Origin of the sequence: Dongshaea marina (assembly GCF_003072645.1) — a bacterium.
GTDB classification, from domain to species: domain Bacteria; phylum Pseudomonadota; class Gammaproteobacteria; order Enterobacterales; family Aeromonadaceae; genus Dongshaea; species Dongshaea marina.
In genome coordinates, this window is record NZ_CP028897.1 from 2,374,887 (window position 1) to 2,401,832 (window position 26,946).

Sequence of the window (26,946 nt, forward strand, 5' to 3'; positions counted from 1 at the left end):
ATGGATGCCATATCTAGTCGCAGTTTATTGCTCATTTAAGGCATATGACCGAGAGCCTTGCTGTTTTTTTCTCCATATACTGCGCCTCATTATCTTAGACCTTAAATAAAAGTTGCAATTTTAGGTTCACGATAAGTTTAGGTGAAATTCCATCTTGATATTGATTTAGATATTACGAGGTAGTTTATGTTTTATCGTATCGCCAAGAGCTGTCTGCTGCTGAGTGTGCTACTTGGTTCGATGGCTGTTCAGGCTCAACAACTCTTCATTGATCAGGGTGGATCGCTCAACCTTAGCTTTGAGCAAAAGGTGAAGACCGTATTTATCGCTAACTCTGCAGTTGCTGACTACAAGGTGATTAATGATCATCACCTGGTGCTGTTTGGCAAAAAAGAGGGGCGATCGCAAATTACTGTGTATAACCCTAGCGGTAAGGCTATTTACGGCCGGGTATTGATCGTTAATCGTAATATCTCTGCTCTGCGCAAAGTAATTAGTGATCAGTATCCGGATGTTCAGGTTAGGATCCGCCAGATTAATAATAAGATCTTGCTTGAGGGTAATGTTTCCGATGAGGGAACGCATGCCGCTATTGCCAATCTTGCCAAGCAACTATTGGATAAGGGCCTTAAGCTGGTTGACACACTGCAGGTGACTAATGCTCCTCAGGTGAATATCCAGCTCACTATTGCCGATGTTAGTAAATCCCTGGAACACAATATTGGGGTGGACTGGAGTGATCTAAGTGGCTCAACGGGAACCTTTTTCTTTAGTAATCTAACGGCTCCCGATCTGTCAGCACTATTGAATGCAAATAGTGAGAATAAATCTAGCTATGTATTGGCCGAACCCAATATGACAGTGATGTCAGGCAAAAAAGCCAAGTTCCTGGCAGGAGGGCAGATCCCGATTGTCACCAGCTCAGTTAATGGACAGAGCGTTGACTATAAGGATTACGGGGTACAGCTCAATGTGGGAGCCGTGGTTAAGGCCCACGGTAAGATAGATATCACAGTCGCTACCGAGGTCAGTACACTTGGTGCCAAGACATATAATAACTATCCGACTCTTGATACCCGCCGTGCCTCCTCAGTAGTCCAGGTCAAAGATGGTCAGAGCTTTGTACTAGGTGGCCTCTTGAGTAGTGGTGATGCAAAAGATCTCAATCGTGTACCACTTTTGGGAGATATTCCTGTGCTGGGTGCGTTTTTCAGACACGCTCAGAATACAACAGATAAGCGTGAGATGATCGTGGTGGCTACGGTTCACCTGGTTCGGCCGGTGCAAGCAGGTACTGTGCAGCTACCAAGCATGCAGCACACCTCGGTCTGGCATGATCTGCTTGGATTACCAACCAGCTCAACTAAAAACCCCTTGGTTCAGCAGAGTGCGATTCGTAATGGAGGCTTCATCCGATGAAACACTGGTTTAAATATGTAGCTTTAACGGTGAGTTTCCTGACGGTCAGCAATGCAAACGCAATCGGCATCAGCAATGTCAGCATTCAAACAACCGATATGAGTTACACCGTCATCATCAAAAAGGGAACTCAACTCAAGCGTTTGGGTAATCAGCAGCTCATCAGCTATCAGGGAATAGACCGTGAGTTTAAGCAATATCTGGAACAGCACCGTACTTCGATTTTGGGTGGGAATAAAAGTCTTACCCTAAAATGGGTTGGTAAATCCGGCTATAAGATCATGAGTAAAGCACGTTCGCAGTTGATTCTGATGGGGGTTGCTGCACAGCAGATCAAAATAGTTGAGTTGAAAAAGCCCAGGATGACTAAGAGTGCTCAAGAGGAAACCCATAGAGAAACAGCCAAAAGTTTCGACATTCTGGCGGTTAAAGATAATCAGCCTGAACTGAAAATGACGCAACAACCTAAAGGACTGAAGCAAAGTTTCGATTTTCGCCTGACGGTGACCGATTACAAGGTTAAGGCTAATCCGTGCGGTTCCTGGAAGCCGTTGCAAAACGATACTCCTGAATTTGGCTGTGCAGTGAACAATGCTCTGATGCAGTCTTTGATGCATCCACAGAATAATATCGTGATTGATTAAGAGGTAACTAAGATGGATTCATTTAACCTGACTACCAAGGTTGCGATTTTTTATCAATCACCTGAATGCCGCCATGTTTTGGAATCAGCCCTTGAGTTTGAGGGGATGCAGGATGTCACTGCTATTGAGAACAAGGTTTCTAAAATTGCCGATCTCTGTAAAGAGCAGGAGCTGGATATAGCGCTTCTTGATTGTAGCCAGGAAAGCGATCTTCAGGCTGCTGTTGATCGGTCTCGCTTTTACTTCTCTGCCAGAACTTCAGTGATTGTGGTGGGTTGTGACCAGTCTATTTCTGTGCAACGGCAGCTGAAAAAGCAGGGAATCTATTACCTCTACTGGCCAGCCCACAAGAGTGATGTTTGCGATCTGCTTGATACAGTGAGTAACGATCGCCGGAATAACCGTCGTCTCGGGGTGCGTAATGCAAAGCGGATTGCGGTGCTTGGCGTCAAGGGCGGGGTCGGTACCTCTGTAGTGAGCTCTCAGTTAGCCTATATGTTGGAAAGGCGCCATCACCTCAATACCCTTCTGGTAGATAACAGCTTTGGTCAGGGAGACCTGGATCTACTGCTGAATATTCCGACGGAAGATCTTCATCGCCACCAGTTGGACTCAACTCTGCTCCACTACCTGGATGAATCGGCGGCCCTTTCTCTGCTGTATAAGCACTCTGAATCTTTTCAGTTGCTGTCACTACAGAGCCAGGAGCTGAACGTAGAGCAACTGCGCACTGCTAAGCGCCAGGTGATGGGGCTCTTAGCCGATCACTTTAATTTTATCCTCGATGATCTCTCGGCCTCTGTTGGTTTTACCCCGGATCTTGAGTATCTGGCGGAGCACAATGATTATCTGATGTTGGTGAGCGATAGTTCAGTGTCATCGATTCGTGCTCTGAGCCAGATGCAAAAACGCTTTGCTGAGCTGCAGCAACACAAGGGGCACTGTCAGCTTCTGACGGCTGTTAACCATGCGCGGCCGCTACGCGGTGGCAGTGTACTGAGTAATTCGGAAATCAAAAACTATCTCAAGGGCGAGCCGGATTGGATTCTTCCTTATGAAGCTCGCCTATATGCGACACTACTGGCTGGTAAGAAGCTTGGCAGAGAGAAGTTCGCTCAGGGCATAGAGCAGATCTGCAATAAGCTAACCGGTGAAAAAGAGCGTGAAGATCTGGCATATCGCCTGGCTAAGCGTTTACAAATTTTCCGGAGGTAGGGGTGAATATTCGGCGACAGGCTGGGATGACCAGCCTTGAGTTTGGGCTTGCGGGCTGGAGCTTCCTGCTGACGGTACTTTTTCTCATTGGCTTTAGCTATATGGCTTATGTTGCCAGTGTGGTTAATTATGTAGCGACAGCTGCCGCGAGAGACTCAAAAGATTACCCAAATGTCCTGATGAAACCTGATTATTATAAGAATCGCTTTGATGATATGAAGAGCAAGTATGGCCTGGCGATGCATCTTGTTGATACAACACATAATAAGGAGCATCCGGAGAATGATGCGCTACAGGTGGATGTTAAGCTTTTTACTAGCCCTAAAGATGTAAATAATTATATTGAAGGGGAGGGACATTATGTAGCGCCATTAATTTACAATGCTCGACTTGCTCTTTTTACAGTTAGCTATCGAATATCACCAATAGTATTATCAAATTATGCTATTACTATTCACCGAAGTGTATTGACCTATTTGGAGTAACATAAGTATGTCAAGGCCAACCCGGTTGTTGAAAATATTTTTCAATTCAAATAGAGGCAGCTTTACGATTGAGCTTGCTTTGGTGTTTCCAGTATTGATCTTGATGCTATTTTTTTGCGTTGATCTTTTCAGCCGTGTAAGTACTGTAGGTGATCTACAAAAACATTCCTATGCCATCGCAAATATCTTGGCAAACCATGAGTATGTATATAAAGATTCAGGCAGTAAGCCTGCCAATTTTACTCATATGGATGCACAAAACCTTTATTTGAACGCTTTGAACATGCTACGTAAAGATGGCCATCAAGTTGCAATAAAGTACGGAGCAAAGAGGGAAGTGGGTGGTGGTAAATTATCGATGACTATTCGGATCGTTCAGCCAAATTCACCTCCAACAATTATTAATTTTGATCCGGGTCCAGCAGGGAGCACTGATAGGATTTATGACTACCATAAGTGGCAAGATTTGAGCAAGATGACCGGGTGCCCGCAGGGTGATATGAGCAAATCTTATAAGTATCAGGAAACAGTACTCTCCAAAGAGGTGAGCCTCTATCAGGTTGACCTTTGCTATACCGGGGGGAAGATTTTTTTGATCGATTTCTTAGTAAATCAGGGGTAATGGAGCTACATGCTCAATCTCTGGCTCTTGGTGAGCCAATATCTCTGAGTGGCCTTTAGGTAAGCTTCGGTTGTGCTGAGAGAAAGGGTTATTTACAGCCCTCAATTCAGGCATATGCCCGAGTGTGCCTGATTTGTATTGTTCATATACTAGCCACTCTGAAATATTGCCAATTACACTTTAGCGATCGGGTTACCAAGCATAGTGGCCCGGGATGATCCCATTGAAGAGCATCACTTTCAGTGGGCTGTCGTCAACTCGGGTTGGCATTGGCTGGTAACAGGAATTTTTATGATCGGTTCAAAAGAAAATTACAAGCTTATTCGTCAGGAACTCTTCTCCATGCTGGATGCAGAGGCGATTTTGCGCAGTAATCGTGAAGATATCATTCAGGATGTGAGCCGGGCGGTGAGCCAGGTGATCAGCCGTTACAATATTCCGACCTCACAGCGGATTCATCACGCCTATACCGAGGCGATGGTCGATGAGCTTATTGGTTTGGGGCCTTTACAGAAGCTGGTGGATGATGAATCGATCTCCGACATCATGGTTAATGGAATCGATCAAATCTACATTGAGCGCAATGGGATCCTCGAGCCTTGCCATGAGGTGACCTTTATTGATGAAGATCAGTTGCTTCATATTGCCAAGCGTATCGCCTCAAGCGTTGGTCGCCGGGTCGATGAATCAAGCCCCATGTGTGATGCGCGCCTTGCTGATGGTAGCCGGGTCAATATCATCATTCCACCATTGGCAATCGATGGCACCAGTATGTCGATTCGAAAGTTTAAAAAGAGCCATCTTACTCTGGATATGATGATGGAGCGGGGCGCCCTGAACAGGGAGATGGTGCAGATGCTTAAAATCGCTGCCCGCTGTCGACTTAATATTCTGGTTTCAGGTGGAACTGGCGCAGGTAAAACTACACTGCTTAATGCATTGTCACAGCATATCACCACTACTGAGCGAGTGATCACCATTGAGGACTCAGCGGAACTTAAGCTGGTGCAACCCCATGTAGTGCGTCTTGAGACTCGGGTTGCCAGTATCGAAAATACCGGTAAGGTGACGGCGCGCGATCTGGTGATCAACGCTCTGCGTATGCGCCCCGATCGGATCATCATTGGTGAGTGTCGTGGTGCAGAAGCCTTTGAGATGTTACAGGCAATGAACACAGGCCACGATGGCTCCATGTCGACTCTGCATGCCAATACCCCACGTGATGCTTTTTCGCGTGTCTCTAGCATGGTGATGATGTCTCAGGATGTCAATTTCCCACAGCAGGCGATCAACAAGCAGATCACTGATTCGGTGGATATGATTGTGCAGGTCTCCCGTCTTCCTGATGGCAGCCGTCGCATCACCTCTATTTCAGAGGTGATGGGAATGGAGGGGGATGTCCCTGTGATTGAGAATATTGTGGAGTTTGTACCTGATCAGATTCAGGCCGATCCCGATCGCATCCAGGGGCGTTTCCAGTTTAATGGTTTGTTGCAACGCTCGGTACTGCGTCGCAAGGCGAGTTATTTTGGTGTAGCTGAAGAGCTTGAACAGCTTAACCGGACGCAACGGATCAATATCTGATCGATCCGGAAATAATTAATAATCTTCCGCAGTAGCTGGATTTAAGCTCATCGGTAACACTGTTAGGTTTAATTGTTATGCAGATATTATCTTTTGGATTAATCATTATAGGCCTTGGCCTGCTAGCCTTGCATACCTGGTTGCGCCGTCGGGATTTGGGTCAGCTGATGCAATCAGATATGAGCAGTGATGTTGAAGAGGTACATGAAAGCAGCTTTAACCTCAAGGCCCTATCTAAGCAGTCTTTTTTACAACGAACCTGGACAAGTTGGGGGCGGGGAGCTACAACTTTGCTTGGGCCGTTGGGGCCTGTATATCTGGTTGTTGGTTCTTTAGTGGTGACAGGCGTAGTTGCTACTGGGACCTTTTGGTGGATAAAGCTCAACTTGCTTGCTTATTCACCATTGATCTTCATTGTATTACTGCTAGCTTCTTTAGCATTTTGTAATAAGAAACGGCAGAGCCTTTTTGAGCAGCATTTTCCAAACGTATTAAACATTACCAGTAGTGCAATGCAGTCCGGTGAATCTCTGTCTCGTGCTTTGGAGCATGTTGTCGACTCCCTGCATAATTTTGTGGGCCGAGAGTTTGAGCTGGTTAGCTCACGCCTCAAAGTAGGTGAGGATCCCCAAGTGGTTTTTTCCCGCTCTTATGAGCGTAATCCCTATCCTAGCTATCGCTTTTTTATGGTTGCAATCATGATGGGGATCAATAAGGGAGCGCGCCTCAGTGAAGTTATGCAACAGCTGAGTAAGGTGATCTACAACAAGCAGAAACTTGAAGCCAAAAAACGCGCTTTGACTTCTGAGGCTCGGATCTCTGCAAAAATCCTTTTTGCATTGCCATTTATTTTTATGGGGGTCATGGCATATATGGCACCCGGAAATTTTAAGTTTGTGCTACATAGCTCTCATGCCAGCTGGTTACGCTGGTACATTATTGGTAGTGAAGCTACAGGTATGTTAGTAATCCAGTGGCTGATGCGGAGAGTGAAATAGAATGAAGCTATACTACCTTTTAATAATTTTTGCTGGTATCGCCATTTTTCTTGTCAAAGTCATTCATAAACTTCGCTTGAAGAGACGCTATCGGGCTATTTTTAAGGATGTTGAATCCGTAAAAGAGCGTAAAAAGAGCTCACTTGAGATTAAAATCTCTGAACTGAATGATAAATGGATTTCCTGGCGAAAAGAGCAGAAGAGTGTTGTCAGTGATAAGTTGATCGCCGCGGGATTTTATAACCCCATCGTACATGAGCTCTATGAACCGGTCCGACTAGGTTGTGCCATTATTATTCCTGCACTATTCTATTTTGTTTTTCAGATACAGATGCCAGCTATTCTTTTGATACTGGCGATTTTATTTATTCCGCGGATTTGGATAGAGCTGCGGGGTAAATCGGTGACAGAGGACATATCTCTAAGTATTCCAACATTGATGGAGCTAATGGCTGTTAGTGCTCAGGTGGGTATTACCATTGAGAATACTCTTGGTTATTTGAGCGCTGAAATGAGCCAGATAAACAAACATCTAGGCTATATGCTCTCCCGTCTGGAGAATCGAGTGAAATTGATCGGTCTTGAACCTGCCTTAGATGAGATGAATGGTCACTATAAACACCCGGATATCTTACGTTTTGTGAGTACATTGAAGCAAAGTTCGCAGTTTGGTGCCTCTATTTATAAACCTCTATTGCAGCAAGCCACTGAACTACGTGAGCTACAGTTAACCAGGACCGAAGAGAAAGCGGGTAAACTTTCAGCTAAGATGAGTGTGCCTCTAATCTTATTTATTATGTTACCTGTTTTGGTGTTGATTGTTGCCCCACCATTTATTCAATTAATGGCATCCGGTGGGTTATCTGGTTTTATTGGATCATAGATAAGATATTTTTTAATGAGGTATATTCATGCTTTTTGTTCGCTCTGAAAAGGGGGTGGCAGCCATAATGTTTGCTATTATGGCACCAGTACTTTTTGGGTTCTTGTTCCTTGCAATTGAGGGGACTCGTTATGTGCAGGATAAAACACGACTAGCGGATGCAAGTGAACAAGCGGCTGTTGCAGCATCAGTTTTAGATATGCCTCCGGTTGGACAGGATCAAGATTACAAAAAAATTGCTGTAAATGTGATTAATTCATTTATTCCAGAGCTACAGTTAAACTCTAAATCCAAATCAATTTCTGTGATAAGAAAAGGGTGGCGTTGTCGTGGCTATCAATGTACTAAAGTCGATGAAAGTGATGAGCTTCATGTGGACCATCGAACTTATCAGGTCAACTCCCAGCTTACATTCACTAGTTGGCTTCAGGGAGGAAATATCATTCCTGGATTTGAAAAGAACATCGTTATTGGTAATCAGGGACTATCAATTTCTCAAGTTGGGAGAGGAGCTCCAACGGACTTAATGCTTGCCATCGATGGATCGGGTAGCATGAAAGGATTTGGAGATCAGATGAAAGAGTCTATTCAAAAGTTAATAACTACCTTCAGAGCAGAACCAGATATATATTCAGGTATTAGTCTTGGGACTACCACATTTAACTCTATTGCATACAGGTTTAAAAATGGTAAAGGGAAACCTTTACAGTATTTTGATATTGCGCATGATTATAATAATTACCATTGGTGGGACGATTGGAGGCTTTATAGAACAGCATTAATTGATAACTTATTTACCTATCCTTGGAAAGATAATGCAAGGCAAGTTTCGTGGCATAAAGGATATCAATCAATACCACTGGTTGGCTATGATCCAAAAAGTGCGTATCAAAAGGTATGGGATCAAGTCGACGAATATAATGATTTAGATGGTTCAACAACTGTTGCTAATGGTGTCATTAGTGCTGCTCAAGAGTTAGATAAAGCAGCGAAAACATATGCTAAAGATAAAGGTCATCATCAAATAATTGCTTTAATAAGTGATACATATGATAATACTAATGGTTGGGCAATGAGTAGTCTCCAAGATCCATCTTGTAAGACAGATAGGAGTAATTTAGATAATTGTATGTGTAATAAAATCAGAGATACTCTTATCAAAGATGGTTCTAAGAGCTCTGTAATATATTTGTTTTATTACGGCAAGAGTATGAGTAAAATACAGGCTAGAAATTGTTATGATAAGGTTTTTCATGTTCAAGGCGATCTTTCAGATCTAGCAAAAGAGATCGCAGGCTCTGTCCGAAGCACTACTTTAGGTGATATTCATTTCCGCTATGATAAGCAGTTTGTAAATCAATAATATTGACTCTGAAATAATAACCCAAGTAAGCCATTATTTAGATGGTTTACTTGGAGTTCTTTTTGTTTATTTAATCTCTGCGGCGTAGTGATTTTGGGTTTTAACTAACCAAATATCGTGTTTTGCAAGGCGAAGGTTAGTGTAAGTGCGAAGGGGGGCCGGAGATCATTTATGGTCACAGAGGTGCTGACTTTTTCGGCAGTCAGGTGTTGCTTTTAGGTTGACAGGCTGCAGCCTGAGATGAGTCCGATATAATTGAGGGTAGGGCCAGCCGTGAGGATGGCATCAACACATTGAAAAGGATTTGCTATGAAACGCTGGATAGCTTTGTTTGTACTTTCGGGCTTACTAACAGGTTGCGTCTTACCTCCCCAAGGTGGGCAAGGGAGTGGGTCCGGAGCTAAGCAGCCGCAGGCTAGTGATCTTGCTCAGCAAGAGCAGATCCTGGTGAAATCCAAAAACTATCCCGGTCTGATCGCCTTTTATGGGCAGCAACTCAAGAGCCAGGATACTTCGTTGACCCGGATCAAGCTTGCTAAAGCCTACATGGCAATAGATGATCCAGATTCGGCGATGTTTTATCTCAAGCCTCTGCTGGCAGATAGTAAATCCCCCCTCTATCCGGAAGTTCTGCTGCGCCAGGGGGAGGCACTCTTAGCAAAGCGCGAATATCGCGCGGCAATTACTGAGCTTAAAAAAGCAGCGCAATATAAAGAGCAGGCCCCTGAAGCCTATAACCTGTTGGGCCTTGCCGAGGCTGGCCGTAAACACTATAAAACGGCTCGCTCAATGTTTGAACAGGCCAGGCTTCGCCATTACAACGACTTTAAGGTGATTAATAACCTGGCGTTTCTCGATATAGCCGAAGGAAAGTACCAGGCTGCGATTAATAAGCTGCAGCCGCTGTTCAACAGTGGGATGACCAACCAAACAGTAATCGCTAATCTGGTGATTGCTCTGATCAAGGTGGGTCGGGATGATGATGCCAAGGCCGTGTTGGGTAAAAACTATTCATCTTTGCAATTTGATGCGATGAAACGCGCCCTGGGGTCAACAAAACATTGATTTTGAACCCATAGTGTTAGACTGCGCGTCGACTAATGGAAGAGTTCGGGATATATTTATGTCATACATATGACACAGAGCAGTAGTGATATCTTGAAAATTCTTATTGTAGATGATCACACCTTGATCGCGGATGGGATCAGAAATTTTATTGAGACCTACAGCGGTGAGTCTGACTGGAGTGTAGTCGGCCATATTGATAATGGATTGGAAGTATATGGGGCATGTCAGGAGATGTCCCCCGATCTGTTATTAACGGATCTTGGGTTGCCGGGGATGGATGGGATCGATGTGATCCGGCGGGTGAGCAAGCGCTGGCCTGAGCTGCCGATCCTCTGCATCTCGGCCCACTCTGAGATGAATAAACTTCAGGGGGCATTGAAAGCAGGGGCAAAGGGCTACATCCTGAAAAAAAGCTCCCAGCAGACTCTGCTCAATGCGATCCGTGAGGTGAGCGAAGGACGGGTATTTGTCGATCCTGAATTTGGGGTCGATCCAACTGAGTTGATGAATACCGAGGATCTGGAGGAGAGCTTTGGGCTAACTCCCAGAGAGAAGCAGATCTTAAAGCTTATCAGTGAGGGCAAACGAAATAATGATATTGCCGACACACTGAACATAGGAGTGAAGACAGTCCGCACCCACCGACTCAACTTGATGCGAAAGCTTGGGGCTCATAATGCGACAGAACTCGTCCATTGGGCGTTGCGACTGGGCCTTTAAGTTTTTTATTGTTGTAAAATGCAGGGCTTTGCCCTGCATTTTTGTGTCCGGCTTATGTGAGAGGCTGATTTAAACCTCAGGGTAGCAATGGAAGAATAACTCAACTGAATCCTATCTTTTCGATTCAATGATCTCAGGGCTATTTCTAAAAATATCAAACTTAGCAAGCGATTAACTCAGGTTGTGTTATTTTTTATGGATATCCGGATTGGATTCAAATGATGACAATTTCTATATTTCTGTCTGAAAATCTGCTGGATATTTAATATTTTGAGTTCGGAAGGATTTTAATAGGGAATGATTGAGTCCAAAATTGCCCATTCTCTTGGGGTGCGTCTCACAGTTTTGGTTGTGTTACTTGTCTCCATTTTTTGGATCATCGCTTATGTGGCTCTTATTATGGGATCTGACAGGCTATATGCATCTGACTATATCCATAGGATCAATGAGTTAAGGGCTTCGAGTATCAGTGCTCATTTCAGGAGTGTTGAAAATGATGTAGGCTCATTGAGTCGGGATCTTATTGATTTTAGGGATGTGAAGCATATTTCACTTTTGCCGATCTCGCATGGTTCGACTCGATTTATTCCTTTTTGGAATAGCAAGAATGAATCACAAACCATGCACTATGCTCAATTGATCGCCAGAGGGATCAAAGCATCACCCTTTAGCTATATTGGAGGTTTTATCATCTATGATGATGACTGGTTATTACTGCAGTCATCTTCTGGTCCCGAATTTATTCATCAGCCGAAACTTGCTCAATTTTTTACCTCACTGTGGAAGGTTACCCCTAACTCTCGTGGTTATTATTGGGGGAGACCTCATTATGATCCCCTGTTAAAATTTTACTGGGTACCGGTTGCTCGAAAAATCATGAGCTTGTCGGGTAAGCCTGTATTAGTCGGAGTTTTTTTTCCCCTGAGTCGTGAGACTAAGATGTTAGAGTCTTACAATGGGGTTTTAACTTCGCGCTCCGGAAATATATTACTGGGCTCTCACAGCTTGATTAATGGTATTGGGCTTTCAGAGCTATTAGCAAAAGAGCGAGCTCAGGAGGACAGAAGCTGGTTTTCTGCCGGGCGCTTTGTATCCAGCTCAACGCTCCAGGGGCCGCCCTGGTTGCTTATTGGGATCCGCCAGCTATCAGCTGTTAATCAAAGTGAACTCAGGGCTCATTTGATGCATGTCGGTACGCTGCCCTATATCTTGATCCCGCTTTTGCTGCTGATGCTCAGCTTGTTGCTTATTCTTCATCTGAGATTAGTTCGGCCTCTTCGGCGATTTACTCAGATTATTCGTGATACCGGGGGGAGGATTTTCAGCAGCGCCTTCCAACTCAGCGAAAGGACGAGCTAGGGCAGATTGCATATTACTACAACCAATTACTCTCAAAAATTGAGGAAGCCTATCTGGGGATGGAGGAGCGGGTGATCCGCCGGACCAGGGCTTTGTCTCTACTCAAGGATAAGGCAGAGACTGAGGCGAAATCACGCCGACAGCGATTAAGCTTTTTGACCCACGAGGTAAAAACTCCCCTCAATGGGGTGATGGGCGCGCTGGAGTTACTCAGTAGTAAGATTCAGGATACAGAGCAGCATGATCTTCTTAAAACCGCGCTGATCTGCTCAGAGTCTCTGATGGAGATGGTGGATAACTACCTGGACTTTGATTCGAGTGATATGGGAAAGCTTGAGCTCAGTGAGCAACCGACCCGGTTATTTGATCTCATCGATCAAGTGATGCAGATCGTGAGTAATAAGGCACTGATGAAAGGTTTGTCCCTGAGTACTTTAGTTAATGCTGATGTACCCTTCGAACTCAGTCTTGATCCCCATCGGTACCGGCAGATTCTGGTGAACCTATTGGGTAATGCCATTAAGTTTACCGATACAGGAGAGATCCGGGTCATAGTGTCTGTCCTGTCCGGACAGCTGCGGGTTTCAATAGCAGATACCGGATGTGGGATCTCAGCGGATAAGCTTCCTTTTATCTTTGAGCCTTTTGTTCGTGATCGCAGGGAGGTGATAGGTACTGGATTGGGTCTGTCTATTGCCAAGAGTCTCTCAAAGCTGATGGCAGGTGATATCAGGGTAACCAGCCAGGTTGGGGTTGGCTCCGTATTTACCCTGAATGTACCGATCAAAGGAGCTCAATATCAAACTCTCAGTACGAAGCAGGTTAGCTCTCCGCTGTGGCTATGTGAGCAATTAATAGCCTGGGGTATATCCTGTCAGACTGAGCCAGATGAGTTGCCGTCCCAGTGGCCCGCAGAGCTTCGCTATCTACCGGGAGAGCTCTGGAAAAGATTAAGCTCGGGCTCACAGGAGCATGTCAGCCAAAAGCGAGCTCTCTCTTATCAGCAACGTACTTTGCATGTATTGGTAGTCGATGATATTCAGACCAATCTGACAATCATGCAGCGCATGCTTCAGGCGTTAGGGCACAAGGTAACTTGTTGCCTCAGTGGTCGGGAGGCTTTAGAACTTTGTGAAGAGGCTCTGTTTGATCTGGTTTTGATGGATATTCGTATGCCAGAGATGGATGGTTTTGAAACTTGTGTCCGATTTAAGGCCGACGATAGTGCTGTGTTGGACCCTGACTGCCCTGTGATTGCTGTTACAGCAAGCTCTCACGGAGGATTAAAACATCGACTCAATGAGGTCGGTATGTTGGATTTTATTCAAAAACCTGTATCTATGGAGTGCCTGAGCAGTGTTTTGGACAAAGTGATTAGTTATCAGCTAGAACGAGGCATTGAACTGGCCTTGAACTCAAAATTGGATAAGCCTCTGTTGCTTGATCCGGGATTAAAGGAAGAGCTACAGCTTCAACTTAAGGAGTTACTGAAGCAGTTAACCCATGCCATAGAGTTGGGTGAGGTAAAAATGGCTGAGAGTCTTACTCACGCAATGAAAGGAGCAGCAGGCCAGGGAGGGGAGATGATGCTACATGATAAGTTGGGAGGGATAGAGATAATGATGAGACAGGGTAAATTAAAGTTTGAAGATGAACTGAAACAGATCGGTCGATTAATTAACAAGATTTTAATCTGAAAACAGGAGGTTAAGAGAAGCCAGCTATAGTAGTCATAGCAGCATCATTATGCTCTATCCCTGAGCTGAGACTTATAGCTAAGCTCTGCAAATATTGAAATTGAATAATTATCGTTCAGCTCTTCTGATACCAGGACTCATGGCCATAGAGTTTATCTGTACAACTTTCGCACAGGCAGTGACTGAAGGTCGCTTCAGAGTTTTTTTCGATATAGGACTCAACCTGTTGCCAGTATCCCTCATCATCTCGAATGCTTTTACATTGAGCGCAGATGGGTAAAATACCATGTAACTTACTAATCTGGTTATAGGCGGCCTGTAGCTTTTGATTTGATTGCTTGAGCTGTATGTTTGCCGTACGCAGCTCTGAAACCTTACGGGTTAACTGTTGTGCAATATCTGTTGTTGCAATGACAAAAGGGATCACAATCGTGAAAAAACTAAAGCCCAGGTAAAACCAGGAACCTGACTGACTCATATTTAAGTGGTCTGAGATGTTCAGGGAGAAAGGATGGTTGATGGATATATAGCTAATCAAAGACATTAGCAACATAGTATAAATTATGGTTAATAAAACACCCTTCTTGCTCCAAAATAGATTCGATACAAGGATCATGATAAGCAGGGTTCTTTGCAAAGTGACCAGGGTTCCCCAGGCAAAATAGTCAAGGAAGGTAATGATGGTCATAAAGAGCAGTAAACCCATCACTTTGAGATTGTATGGTGATCGCTTGAGGATAGGTAACAGGCAAAGCACAAATATGATAACAGCCATATTCAGGCTGACACCTAAACGAAATCCGATAAATTGACTATAGAGGAGAGTCACAATCAATGCCGGTAACGCCAGGATGCCGCTAAACCAGTACAGTCTGTAGATCAGCGCTTGTTGTATTCTCGTGTGTGTCACTCTTACATTCTCATCATCATAGTCGGCGGGGGATTTCTGTTGCGCGATCCTAGCATGTGGCTCCTACTCAACCGAGTGAATATTCCTGCTAAAGTGATTAATCAGGCATTGGACCTAGGTCTCCAATTGGAGCTTGTGCGAGTTTCAGTCATTGAACTACGCTTTGAATAGATAGGTGTGATGGAGTTAGCGATGGCCCTGTTACCAGTGGAGCAGCCATGAAATATTTCCGTAGTCCCTCAATGGTGACTCGGCTGACATTACTTTCTGTGGTGCTGGTTGCACTACTGTGGTTTCTTGCGGAAAGCATGGCTTTTTATAGCTATAGCAGATTTTATGATGATCAGGATGAGATCACCCTAAGCTACGCCCAAAAAGTGACAGCATTGCGTGCGATGAAGGAGTCGGTTCGCTTTCAGGGGATTGAAACCGATCTGTCACTGTTGGAACGGGAGTGGCGCAGGCAATGGTATGGCAGGGCCCACCTGGAACATACCTTTAGTCCTAATACTCGAACTTATACCTTTTCGCTTAACCAAAAACCGATACCTGAGCAGCTGGTGAGTCGGGCCATACAAGTGATCAAGCATAAGGGTGCGACATCACCCCAAGAGTACCTGGATGGGTTTGTTATTTTTGACCAGGATTGGTTGGCTATCAATACCCTGTTCCCGGATTTGAAAGAATATCTTGCCGATCGAAAAAAAGAGCTGCTGCTACTGGCTAAGGCTAAACCCAATCTCCAAGGGGTTTACTGGGGAACGCCCGTCTTTGACCCCATGTTCAAATTCTGGCGGATCTCGATTGCCAGGAAGGTTGCAGCGCCCGGCGGGAAGTTTGCCCTCATCGGCTACTCTGTGCTACTCAAAGACATGATCCCTGATGATCATGATAAGAATGATCATAGCGTTTTTGTACTGGCAACACGGCAGGGGAAAATACTACCCGTGCTTTCTCATCAGGTTAGCCAGCAGCAGCTTGATCAACTGATGTCGCACCCGGATTCACCCAATAAGAATGCCTGGATGGCGGGTGATTATCTTATCTCTAAGGCAAATTATATTGGCCCACCCTGGATGTTGCTCCATCTGGAGACTCTCAAGGCGATTCATGCTGCGGAATTGCAGAGCCATATGGAGACACTTCCGTTTGCGCTTGGCTCATTGGTTCTGCTGACTCTGATTTTACTGCTGACCCTCAGATACAGCATTGCGGTTCCTCTTCGAAAATTTATCAGGATTATTCGCTCTACCGGTCCTGAAGATTTTGATACCCGATTGCCGGTTCGGGGAGAGGATGAGTTAGGCCAGATCGCGATGGCTTATAATCAGTTACTCTCTGCCATTGAGCTCAACTATCATAGCCTTGAGGATAAGGTAAAACGCCGCACTTTTGAGCTGCAGCAAACCAAAGAGCAGGCTGAGGCGATGGCGCAGCGGCGGAAGCTGCACCTGAGCTTTGCAAGTCACGAGATTAGAACTCCGCTGAATGCGGTGATCGGCATCATGGAGCTTCTGTGTTTGCAAAACCTACCCAAAGAATCGAGGGACTTGGCAAATACGGGCCTGAATTGCTCGGTTTCTCTGCTGGAGATGATTAATAACTTGCTGGATTTTAGCCGAATGGAGGCTGAAAAAGTTGAGCTGTCCCCGGTTACCACGGAGCTACTGGCACTGCTTGAGCAGGTGATGTGGAATATTGCTCCCCAGATGAGTCGTAAGGGACTCAAATTGCAGCTATTGGTAAAAGCGGAGGTACCCTATAGGTTAGAGCTTGATCCGCTCAAGGTTCAGCAGATCCTGGTCAACCTGCTCGGCAATGCGGTCAAGTTTACTGAGCAGGGTGAGGTATCACTGACGGTCGATGCTCGAGGGCATCGGATCTTGTTTCGGGTGGTGGATAGTGGCCCGGGGATCTCTGCTGAGTTGCTCCCGCATATTTTTGAGCCCTTCACCAAGGAGCATGATCAAAGTTCTGGTACAGGGTTGGGATTGTCGATCGCCAGCTCACTTGCAAGCTTGATGGGCGGTGGACTTGAGGTAAGTAGTGAGCCGGGGCAGGGCGCAACTTTTATACTCTCTCTACCTTTAGTTGCCCCTGAATATGAAAAGCTTCCGGGAGGTGATATCAGCGCTCCAGCAGTGTTGCATCCTCAACTTCAAGCCTGGGGTTACCAGTGTGTAGAAGGAGGCGAAACGACAGAGGAATTTCTGATCCCTGAATATAGCTATCAGCCAAATACCTTGTGGAATACTCTTTCAGGAGAGAGCTCTTCAACTCAACCAGCCCCTTCATCGACAGGCCTTATCAAACAGGCGTGGTCACTGCAGGTTCTGGTGACGGATGATATTGAGACCAATCGGGATATCATCCGTAGAATGCTTGAATCCCTTGGCCATCAGGTGACCACGGCATCCAGTGGTGAGGAGGCGTTGGAGCTTTCACAGAGCTGCTTGTTTGATCTGGTATTGATGGATCTCAGGATGCCGGGGATCGGGGGAATAGAGGCATGTCGCCTATGGAAATGTGATGATAGCGAGGCCCTTGATCCTGAATGCCCCATCGTTGCCATTACTGCCAATGTCCTCCCTGAGATTCAACATGATCTTGATGAGGTCGGGATGTTTGATTACCTGTCAAAACCAATCACCATGGATTCACTTTCGGCAATTTTGGATTTGGCGGTGAGCTATCAGCTGGCTCGGGGGGTTCGACTTACTCCTAATCCTAAGTACGATCAGCCGCTACTCGCAGGAGAAGATAACAGTCAAAAGGTTATTGCACAGCTAAGAGTCTTGTTGGGCCAGCTAGAGCAGGCTTTAGAATCTAATGAGAAGCATGAGATTCCTGAGCTCCTGCATGCCATCAAGGGGACTGCAGGCCAGGGGGATTGATGGAGATCCATCAGTATGTGGAGTCTCTGGAATTGAACCTGAAAAGTTCGGGTTTCGTGGATGCGAGAGCTTTATCAGAATTGAGTCTATTACTGGATGAGCTGGAGAGGTGATCGTATAAATACCCCTGTTTTATGCTCCTCCATGAAGTTAAAGTCTATGTTTCCGATAAAATCAGGCATTTGCCTTAATTGCATCAAAAACCTTTTAAAAACAATGATGTAAATGGTGTTTTTTCCACTTAAAATCCATACGATCCTCTGGGGAAAATTTCTTTGTTGTGTGCTTAAAACTTCGTCACTAAGATGTGCGTCTTTGCTACCTTTATTGTTCAAAATATCTTAAATGTTTGAGGCCAGTCGGGACCATTGTTTTTATAGAAGTGGTCAACTCGGACAAATCACTTGAGAACCTTTCCATAATAAACTTGGATATTAATAGCATGCGCTCATTACTAACCCCGCGCACCTTGTTTGGTGTTTTGCTAGTCTGCTACCTTTGTTTGGCGGTTCACTTTTATCTTCCCAATATGGGCGGGTGTGGTCTCGATATGCCTTATAACCAGATGGGATGGGTCTTTGTGACGGCTATGATCACTTGTGGTATCTGGCAGGTTGCTCGAGACGGAGAGCTGGTCGTTAGCCGCTTTCATCTGTGGAGCTGGGTTATCTGGTTATTCTTACTGATCCCTCTTATTTACCCTCTGAGTCAGAGTTTTCAGCAAGTTTCCGGTCGCTTTGTCGCGATCTCGGCGGGGTTACTTTTTTATCTAAGTCTGTTGCAGTTTCGTTTTACTGCAAGAGAGAGAGTCAGGGGGCTCTATCTTGTTTTATTTGCGGTCAGCATTGAGATTGTTATTGGACTAATTCAGTACTTTTGGTTGACACCGGGAAACTGGATCCAATACGACACAGCTCTAAATCGTCCCTACGGGATCTTTCAGCAGCCTAATGTGATGGCGAGTTTTGTTGCCACGGGTCTGGCGATCAGTCTCTATCTATGTACCAAGCAATCTACAACGTCACTTAAAGGCTGGCAAATTGCCCTGCATGGTTGGATTGCTCTTTCTGGTAGCTTCATTTTGGTGGTTCTGCAGTCTCGTACCGGTGAACTAGCTGCCATAGTCGTAATGCTATTACTGCTTCCGGCAGGGATCAGGTATCAGAAAAAGCGATTATTCAGTTTCCTGCTTCTGGTTGGTGTTGGGATTTTTCTTGGGCTGGTGGCCCTGGCTTATATCCAGGGAGTAAAACGCGGTGGTGATGGTTTTGACTCCAATCCGGGGCTGCGAGTTGAGCAGTACCGGGAATCTATCCATCTGATAGAAGAGCATCCGCTCCTTGGTGTTGGCTATGGAAACTTTTCCCAGGCATTTATCCAAGACTATCCTAAGCAGCCTCATCCTACTCAGGCGATGCTGGATAACATGGGGCGCCAGGAGCATCCTCACAATGAGATCCTTTACTGGACGGTTGAAGGCGGAATCATAGCCCTGATAGCGCTAATTATCTTTGGCTGGCGTTACCTACTGCTTCTCAGAGGTGGGGATTGGTATAGGCGCCTTGGATTGATGGCGATTATTATGCCGCTTATGCTTCACAGTCAGCTTGAGTTTCCCTTTTATCAGTCTCTTGTACACTGGCTGCTATTCGTCGGAATCATCTATTTGACAGATGTTGAGAGAAATCAGACATGGTCCGTTGCTGTAGTTTCTCGTAACTTATTAAGAGTCAGCTCGTCACTGATATTGGTGTTGGTTACCATCTATATGCTTGGGACCATGCAGGCGGGCTACTGGCTGGAGCGCCTTGGTAAAACGCCGGGTGCCCTGCAGCATATTGTGTACCCTGGTTACTGGAAAGGCAGGGTGGATGGGCTGAGGTTGATTCAAAAAGCCTGGCAAAGGGATGACATGGTATTGCTTGATCAGTATCAAGCGGAGCTGACTCAAGCCAACCGCAAACAACCTACAGCGACTGGCTATGCAGGACTGATACTGCTGGCGAGTAAGCTGGGTAACGCAGATCTTGCACAGCTCCTCCGGAAAGAGGCTCAGGAGCAATTTGGTGCTGAGAAAATGAGTCAAGAGCTGCAGAAGAAACAGAAATACCTGACTATCGCGATGCAGCCTTAGCATGAAGCCGAGGAGGGCTTATCAAGGCCCTCCCTGGCAGTTAGTTTTTCTTAGTGGCTTTTGCTTTACTCTTAGGTTTACTGGTTGCAGCCGCTCCCTTGGACTTATTCTTCTTGGTTGCAGGTTTGGCGGTTTTTTTGGCTCTGGTCGCCCTGGACGTTGCTTCCAGCAGTTTTTTTACCGCCTGTGGGTTATGCGCTTCACCGCAGATAAACATACAGGTTGAGCGAGCCTTTATCCGGTAGTGCTTATCTATGCTGGGCAAGGCGTCGCCTAACGGAATGATGTCATCCGGCGACTTCAATGAAGTATCCATGATCCGCCGCCACTTGCCTTTTCCCTTGAGGTTATTGGGGGGAGGCGGGAGTTCAAACTCGAGATCTTCCCAATAGGTATTAAAGCCAAAGTAGAAGGCAACTCCCATGTTGTGATTTACCACAGATAACCCCAGGGCTCTCGAGTAGGGGGACCAGTCTGGTTTGTAAGGCTCGGTGCCGTGCCATGCCAGATCGGAGCGTTGCAGAACCTCGGTCAGGGAGACTGGGTGAGGATCTTTGTCACTGGTACTGAACATGTATTTTCGGTAACGGATCAGCTCTTGCACAAAGCGAAACATCTCTTTGCCCCGGGTTGAACTCTTCCAGTTCATCCAGCTAAGCTCATTATCCTGACAGTAGGCGTTGTTATTACCATTTTGGGTTCGCAGAACCTCATCTCCCATCAGAACCATGGGGGATCCTACCGACAACAGGTTGATCGCCATCAGGTTTTTAGCCTGTTGCATCCGAAGTTTGTTGATGGTTCGCGAGTTAGTTTCGCCCTCGACGCCACAATTCCAGCTGTAGTTGTGATCGCAGCCATCGCGGTTCTGTTCATTATTGGCTTCGTTGTGTTTCTGGTTGTAACTCACCATGTCCCACAGGGTAAAACCATCATGACAGGTGACAAAGTTGATACTTTTCTCAGGATCGGCCTGCTGATAGCTATAGATGTCGGGGCTGCCGATCAGGCGATCGGCAAAGGTCTGGATCGTCCCCTCATCGCCTTTCACAAACTTGCGTACATCATCGCGAAACTGGCCATTCCACTCCCGCCAGCGGGTACCGGCGAGTCGACCGACCTGATAGAGGCCTCCGGCATCCCAGGCTTCGGCAATGAGCTTACACTCACCCATTATGGGATCGGTGTCGATACTCCACAGGGTTGGAGGGTTTGACAAGGGGGTGCCGTCTTCGCCGCGAGACAAGATGGATGCCAGGTCGAAACGGAATCCATCAACATGCATTACTTCTTTCCAGTAGTGGAGGCTATCGGTGATCAGCCTGCGCGAGACCGAGTGAGTTGCATTGAAGGTGTTGCCGCAACCGCTGTAGTTGGTGTGGTTCTTGGTAGCCGGATCCAGGATGTAGTAGATCTCGTTATCAATCCCTTTAAAGCTAAAGATTGGCCCGCCCTCACCACCTTCGGCGGTGTGGTTGTAAACCACATCCAGGATCACCTCGATGTCTGCCTTATGCAACGCCTTGACCATCTCCCGAAATTCATTGATTGCCCCAAGGGAGGAGTGATCGCTACTGAATTCCGAGTGAGGTGAGAAGAATGACATGGGACTGTAGCCCCAGTAATTGATCTTACCTTCGGGGCATCCTGTGGATCAAACTGATAGACAGGCAGAAGCTCGACCGCCGTGACCCCCAGATCCTGAAGGTATGGGATCTTCTCAATGACACCGGCGTAGGTGCCGCGCTTGTCGGCGCTGACTCCCGAATTCTCATTGTTGGTAAAGCCGCCTACATGTAGTTCATAGATGACGGAGCGAGATAGGTGGTGCCTAGGCGAGCAGTCACCCTCCCAATCAAAGTGTCCCGGATCGACCAGGACGTTTTTAGCGCACTGGCGGATATTGCTTCCCGGAATACAGGCCGCTTTTCGATCATAGTTGGGGCCCAGTACCACCTCTTTACCATAGGGATCCAGCAAGATCTTTTCTTCGTCGAAGCTACAACCCGGGTGGGGGCGATAGGGACCGGTGATCCGGTAGCCATAGAGTTGGCCTTCGCTGATCCCTTCGATGAAGATATGCCAGTAGTAGGCGGTGCGATTTTTCCGGGGGCAGAGGGGGATAATCTTTGGATGGATATCTGTCTCACTGTCAAAGAGTAACAATTCAACACTGCTGGCGAGACGGGCCCATAAACAGAAGTTGACTCCATTGTTCTCAAATACAGCTCCAAGTTGCCCACAGTGTCCTGGCGTTGTTTTCATACCCATCCTCCCTGCTCAGGCACAGAAAACATCTTACTTTTTTAACGTTAGTCCAATTTTGCTGTAAATGTATCCAATTGGAATAAAACTCGGCTAAAAACCAGTTGAAAATGAGGCGACAGAGCAGAGCCGGGTCATGGAGCCTCGTTTATGGATGCTCAATAAATAACCCGATGAAAAAATTAGGAAAAAAACTTGCATCCTGGTTCAGGAAGGGTATTATACGCCTCGTTCAGTCGCGGGGTGGAGCAGTCTGGTAGCTCGTCGGGCTCATAACCCGAAGGTCGTCGGTTCAAATCCGGCCCCCGCAACCAACACTCTGTTGATAAGCTGTCAAACCTGACAACTGTCTTAGAAACAGAAAATCATAAATGTAGTCGCGGGATGGAGCAGTCTGGTAGCTCGTCGGGCTCATAACCCGAAGGTCGTTGGTTCAAATCCGGCTCCCGCAACCATTTCCCTATGTTCCCCATAGTAAACAGCCGATCGGGCTCAGCTCTCGATAAACCAGGTGAATACCGTCGATTCAAATCTGGTTACTGCAACCATTTCCATGTATTCCCCATAGTAAACGGCTCATCGGGCTCAGCTCTCGGTAAAGCATCCGAAGATTTCTGGTTTAGCTCTGGCTCCAAAACCAATCATTTCAGAATTAGCTCCCGATAAATCAGACAGGGACGTTGCACCACAATCAGTTCCTGTAATTCTTTTCCTGTGACTTTATTGATGAGCCAGTTTGTTGGGTGATTCATTGCTCTTGTCAGGGGGAGAGTAAACCTTGCTACTCCAGATATGCTTAAGAGAGATCTTAGATTTAGCTATTTGAATAGCAGCTTGACCAGATCGCGAAAATGCCTGGCAAAATGAATCCGCAGATCGTGACGAATATACTCGGGAAGTTCTTCATAATCTCCTTTGTTCGTAGCAGGGAGGATCACCTCCTGAATTTTTTGTCGCCTGGCCGCGATCAGCTTTTCCCTGATCCCGCCGACAGGCAGGATATGCCCGGTGAGCGTCATCTCACCGGTCATCGCAATGCTGCTCATTAAGGGCTGATCACGAGCCAGGGATAGCAGGGCACAGGCCATGGTGATCCCGGCGCTGGGTCCATCCTTGGGGGTTGCACCCTCAGGAATATGCAGGTGGATCTGGGCTTTTTCAAAAAAATCAGGGTGGCAGGGGTAGAGCTGGGGTTGGCTACACAGGTAGCTGTATGCGATAGATGCAGATTCCTGCATCACATCTCCCAGTTGTCCGGTTAGTTTCAGGCCACTTTGAAGCTGGTGGATCTGGGTTGCCTCTATCGAGAGAGTCTCTCCTCCGAGGGAGGTCCAGGCAAGTCCGGTGACTATGCCGACTCCCTGCAAGCGCTTCTCTTTCCTGTAGGGGGCAGGCCCGAGCAGCTCTTTGATCTGTCGCTTGGTGATCTTTATCTTGCGCTCTTTATCTGTCACAAGCTGAACAACAGATTTGCGAATGATTTTGGCTAACTGTTTTTCCAGCTGGCGCACCCCTGCTTCGCGAGCATAGCCTTCAATGATCAATTTAAGTGCTCCCTGGGTAATGGTCAGAAGCTTAGGTGCGACACCCGCCCGGTCCAGTTGGCGTGGCCATAGGTGATGTATGGCGATGGCTAATTTCTCATAATCCAGGTATCCGGCGAGTCGGATCGTTTCCATACGATCCAGCAGTGCAGGGGGAATATGATCCAGAGTGTTGGCGGTGCAGATAAACAGGCAATGAGACAGATCCAGCCTGAGATCCAGGTAGTGATCGAGAAACTGGTTGTTCTGCTCCGGATCCAGGGTTTCCAGCAGCGCCGAGGCGGGATCTCCCTGGTAGCTGACCCCCATTTTGTCGATCTCATCAAGCATGATGACTGGATTCATCACCTGGCACTCTTTGAGTGCCTGTACCAGCTTCCCGGGAAGGGCACCGATATAGGTGCGCCTGTGCCCCTTGATCTCGGCTTCATCTCGCATTCCACCAACACTGAATCGATAGAAGGGGCGATCAAGGGCTCTTGCCACCGAGCGACCGACAGAGGTTTTTCCGACACCGGGCGGACCGATCAGCAGCAGGATAGATCCGATGATCTCACCTTTATAGCGACTCACCGCCAGGAACTCAAAAATCCTCTGCTTTACATCTTCAAGGCCCTGGTGATCTTCATCCAAAATTGCCCGGGCCTGTTCGAGAGAAAAGTGGTTCGAGCAGAAAACTCCCCAGGGGAGTGCGGTGATCCACTCCAGGTAGTTGCGGGTGACCGCATACTCGGGTGAGCCAGTCTCCAGGATTGAAAACTTATCGAGCTCCTCATCAATCCTCTGCTGAACCGCACCTGGGATCTTCTTGTTCTGTAACCTTTCCTCAAAGGTTTCGAGATCGGCGGTTTTATCATCTTTCGCAATACCAAGCTCTTTTTGGATAACCTTGAGTTGCTCTCTTAAGAAAAATTCACGCTGGCGTTCCTGGATATTTTTATCCACCTCCTTGCTGATCCTTGTCTGTAAGCGTGCAACCTCCATCTCATCTTTGAGCAGAGCCAGAACCTGTTCCATTCTGGGCATGAGATCGCAGGTATCCAAAACTTGTTGCAGCAGTGCTCCCTTGGCTGTGGTGATCGCTGCCGCACAGTCTGCAAGCTCAGAGGGCTCATTGGGGTTAAATCGGTTCAGATACTGCTTTAACTCCTCTGTGTATAGTGGGTTAAGTGGCAGCAGCTCCTTGAGAGTACTGATAAGTGCCATTGCATAGGCTTTCACCTGGGCCGGTGGTCCTTCATGGCCTTTCGGATAGTCGACTTCGACCAGGTAGGGGGCAGAGTTGGTGAGCCATTGCTTGATCTGAATTCGACACAAGCCTTCGGCAACAAACTGGATCCCATGGTGGACCTTGGTTGCATGGTGAACCCTTGCCATGCAGCCGGTTTTAGACAGGCGCAACGCCAGGGAATGCTCCTGCTCTGGTCCCAGGCGTTCTTCATCGACGTAAAAGAGTCCGACCATCCGGTGGTCAGTCTGATTCACTGCATGCAGAGTTTTTTCCCAGGGATCGGCCTGGATCTGGATCGGCAGGATCTGAGTGGGCAAAAAAGGACGGTTATAAACAGGAATGATATAGAGCTCATCCGGGGTTTTATGGCCTGGGATAATCATATCGCCTTGAGATGGGGCGTGGCGGCTCATAGCCACTCCTTTATAGGGTGGTTCTGCCTTAAGTAAAGTATATGAAGGGAAGAGTTGTGAGTTTGTGAGCTGGATCTGAATGTGGGATTGGCAGCGATCCTCGATCGCTGCCAGAAGCTACTATTCTGATTCTTGCTCTATCGGAGGTGTCTCATCTTCGAGGGGGTGTTGCGCTTGTGCTTCAAGCTCCTTGAGAAGCTCCTTTTCATATTGGTCGTGACAGATCATGGTTCTCTCCATTGGGGCAGTCCGGTTTGCCCTAAGATGAGATTACCCTTACTTAAAGAATGGTTTTGTGAGCTGGATACAAAAAAAGTCCCTCGGGGGACTTTTTTTGTTCGACTTGGTTTAACCAGACAAAGACACACACAAAACTTTGGAAAACAGGCTAAACCTTTTTCGAAGTGGTTCTCTTCTTTAGCTTCTATTCAGTATAGATATTAATCAGCCAGCGATAGAAGGAAGAGACACCGCGATCTGCGCCATAGACACTGTAAATACAGCAATCATGATAAATTCTTTCATCGATGTACTCCTCGAGTTAGTTATGAACTTGGTTACAAACTATACCATGTTTTTTTTGGATGGCAAGCGCTAAAGTTGTTTTTTTTGGGATTATCCTCCCGTTGCGATTGTTTGGCCTGTTTTTCATAAAATATGTCGCATGAAATGCCCTGTTGCACCCAGTTCGGAGGTGGTTTTTTGGTTGTCAAACCATATCGCAACAGGTTGTTTTATAAGTATAATTTATGTTTTATGTTTTATGTTTGGCTGTTCTTATGTATTTGTGGTTTGGGGTTCTTCGGGCTTTATTTTTTCTCATGGGAGAGGAGATGTCTGTTGTTGATTATTTGTAAAGGTTCTGCTGGCCATCCTTGTGAGTGGCTGATATTGTTGTTTTTTGTACAGGAGATAGACTTGAAATAGATGCTCTGTTGGGCGAATAGCAAGGGGATAGGTGATGGAATCACTGCGAGTTGGCGACTTTATGAATGCGCGTACAGTAACCTTTGAGCCGGATATGTCTTTGCAGCAGGCAATCGATAAATTTATCCAGAGCAAGCAGTACGGCGGCCCTGTGGTCGATCAGTATAAGCATCTGCTGGGCTGGTTGTCTGAGCGAGACTGTATTGCGACTATTCTTGAAGAGAGTTATCACTGTGAGCAAACCGCCAGGGTTGAAGATGTCATGCAAAAAGATGTCCTGACAGTCTCTCCTGATGACAGCGTCCTCAAGCTGGTGGAGCAACAACTTGAAGCCAAACCTAAGGCCTATCCGGTTGTGGAGCAGGGGATCCTCAGGGGAGTGATCACCCGTCATGAGATGATGAAAGCCCTTAAGGTTCACATGAGCGCCTGCTATAAGAAATAAGCCATCAAAAAATTGCTTCCAGCCCAGGCTCTGTTGACGTAACAGGTTCTGAGCCTGTTACTCTTGCAACTGTGTTGCTCGTGACATGAGCTGCCAAATTTAGAGGCTCAACAGGGCTTTTTCAGG

18 protein-coding genes, 2 tRNA genes and 1 pseudogene are annotated in these 26,946 nt (G+C 46.6%); 18 read left to right on the forward strand and 3 right to left on the reverse strand.

All coding sequences use genetic code 11. The features are described from left to right. The first annotated feature begins 186 nt into the window (after positions 1-186). The 13 genes from DB847_RS11390 to DB847_RS11450 all read left to right on the forward strand — a co-directional run bounded on the left by DB847_RS11390 (position 187) and on the right by DB847_RS11450 (position 14,057). Entirely contained in the window at positions 187-1,419 is a 1,233-nt protein-coding gene (locus DB847_RS11390) for a type II and III secretion system protein family protein (protein ID WP_108650793.1), read from the forward strand. After that, the gene (locus DB847_RS11395) at positions 1,416-2,063 is read left to right on the forward strand and encodes a hypothetical protein (protein WP_108650794.1); all 648 of its coding nucleotides are present in this window, start codon (positions 1,416-1,418) and stop codon (positions 2,061-2,063) included. The genes DB847_RS11390 and DB847_RS11395 overlap by 4 nt, the downstream gene beginning before the upstream one ends. A 12-nt stretch (positions 2,064-2,075) precedes the next feature. Further along, the gene (locus tag DB847_RS11400) at positions 2,076-3,278 is read left to right on the forward strand and encodes an AAA family ATPase (protein WP_108650795.1); all 1,203 of its coding nucleotides are present in this window, start codon (positions 2,076-2,078) and stop codon (positions 3,276-3,278) included. A 2-nt stretch (positions 3,279-3,280) separates the two neighbouring features. Next, positions 3,281-3,763, forward strand: a complete 483-nt coding sequence (locus DB847_RS11405; protein ID WP_108650796.1) for a TadE family protein — start codon at positions 3,281-3,283, stop codon at positions 3,761-3,763. Between the two features lie 7 nt (positions 3,764-3,770). Beyond that, complete coding sequence (tadF, locus tag DB847_RS11410; RefSeq protein WP_108650797.1) at positions 3,771-4,385, forward strand: tight adherence pilus pseudopilin TadF; 615 nt, start codon at positions 3,771-3,773, stop codon at positions 4,383-4,385. Between the two features lie 291 nt (positions 4,386-4,676). Next, on the forward strand, positions 4,677-5,969 hold the full coding sequence (locus DB847_RS11415) for a CpaF family protein (protein ID WP_108650798.1): 1,293 nt from the start codon (positions 4,677-4,679) through the stop codon (positions 5,967-5,969). 167 nt (positions 5,970-6,136) lie between these two features. Then, positions 6,137-6,967 (forward strand): type II secretion system F family protein, encoded by an 831-nt coding sequence (locus DB847_RS11420; RefSeq protein WP_159084555.1) that lies wholly within the window; start codon positions 6,137-6,139, stop codon positions 6,965-6,967. Between the two features lies 1 nt (position 6,968). Beyond that, complete coding sequence (locus tag DB847_RS11425; protein ID WP_108650800.1) at positions 6,969-7,850, forward strand: type II secretion system F family protein; 882 nt, start codon at positions 6,969-6,971, stop codon at positions 7,848-7,850. Positions 7,851-7,878: 28 nt separating this feature from the next. Then, the gene (locus tag DB847_RS11430) at positions 7,879-9,213 is read left to right on the forward strand and encodes a TadE/TadG family type IV pilus assembly protein (protein WP_108650801.1); all 1,335 of its coding nucleotides are present in this window, start codon (positions 7,879-7,881) and stop codon (positions 9,211-9,213) included. A gap of 309 nt (positions 9,214-9,522) precedes the next feature. After that, entirely contained in the window at positions 9,523-10,278 is a 756-nt protein-coding gene (locus DB847_RS11435) for a tetratricopeptide repeat protein (RefSeq protein ID WP_108650802.1), read from the forward strand. A 93-nt stretch (positions 10,279-10,371) separates the two neighbouring features. Further along, complete coding sequence (locus DB847_RS11440) at positions 10,372-11,001, forward strand: two component system response regulator (protein WP_234418563.1); 630 nt, start codon at positions 10,372-10,374, stop codon at positions 10,999-11,001. 297 nt (positions 11,002-11,298) lie between these two features. Continuing rightward, complete coding sequence (locus DB847_RS11445; RefSeq protein WP_108650804.1) at positions 11,299-12,360, forward strand: hybrid sensor histidine kinase/response regulator; 1,062 nt, start codon at positions 11,299-11,301, stop codon at positions 12,358-12,360. Positions 12,361-12,431: 71 nt separating this feature from the next. Continuing rightward, on the forward strand, positions 12,432-14,057 hold the full coding sequence (locus tag DB847_RS11450; RefSeq protein ID WP_159084556.1) for an ATP-binding protein: 1,626 nt from the start codon (positions 12,432-12,434) through the stop codon (positions 14,055-14,057). A gap of 115 nt (positions 14,058-14,172) precedes the next feature. On the opposite strand, the gene DB847_RS11455 is transcribed toward DB847_RS11450, so the two are convergent. After that, entirely contained in the window at positions 14,173-14,967 is a 795-nt protein-coding gene (locus DB847_RS11455; protein WP_108650806.1) for a hypothetical protein, read from the reverse strand. A gap of 218 nt (positions 14,968-15,185) precedes the next feature. Here DB847_RS11455 and DB847_RS11460 point away from each other — a divergent pair, with 218 nt between their 5' ends. Next, positions 15,186-17,861: an ATP-binding protein gene (locus DB847_RS11460; protein ID WP_108650807.1), complete on the forward strand. Its 2,676-nt coding sequence runs from the start codon at positions 15,186-15,188 to the stop codon at positions 17,859-17,861. A 442-nt stretch (positions 17,862-18,303) separates the two neighbouring features. Further along, the gene (locus DB847_RS11465; protein WP_108650808.1) at positions 18,304-19,995 is read left to right on the forward strand and encodes a PglL family O-oligosaccharyltransferase; all 1,692 of its coding nucleotides are present in this window, start codon (positions 18,304-18,306) and stop codon (positions 19,993-19,995) included. 202 nt (positions 19,996-20,197) lie between these two features. Here DB847_RS11465 and glgX read toward each other — a convergent pair. Next, a pseudogene (gene glgX / locus DB847_RS26640) lies at positions 20,198-22,260 on the reverse strand (glycogen debranching protein GlgX); the annotation flags it as partial. 237 nt (positions 22,261-22,497) lie between these two features. Between glgX and DB847_RS11475 the strand changes: the two are divergent. Further along, positions 22,498-22,574, forward strand: a tRNA-Met gene (locus tag DB847_RS11475). Positions 22,575-22,638: 64 nt separating this feature from the next. Beyond that, positions 22,639-22,715: transfer RNA gene (locus DB847_RS11480), tRNA-Met, on the forward strand. Positions 22,716-23,078: 363 nt separating this feature from the next. Here DB847_RS11480 and lon read toward each other — a convergent pair. Continuing rightward, positions 23,079-25,448 carry an endopeptidase La gene (lon, locus tag DB847_RS11485; RefSeq protein WP_108650809.1) on the reverse strand — a complete coding sequence of 790 codons (2,370 nt, stop codon included), beginning with the start codon at positions 25,446-25,448 and terminating at the stop codon, positions 23,079-23,081. Positions 25,449-26,409: 961 nt separating this feature from the next. On the opposite strand from lon, the gene DB847_RS11490 reads away from it, so the two are divergent. Next, the gene (locus tag DB847_RS11490) at positions 26,410-26,820 is read left to right on the forward strand and encodes a CBS domain-containing protein (protein ID WP_108650810.1); all 411 of its coding nucleotides are present in this window, start codon (positions 26,410-26,412) and stop codon (positions 26,818-26,820) included. The last annotated feature ends 126 nt before the right edge of the window (positions 26,821-26,946 follow it).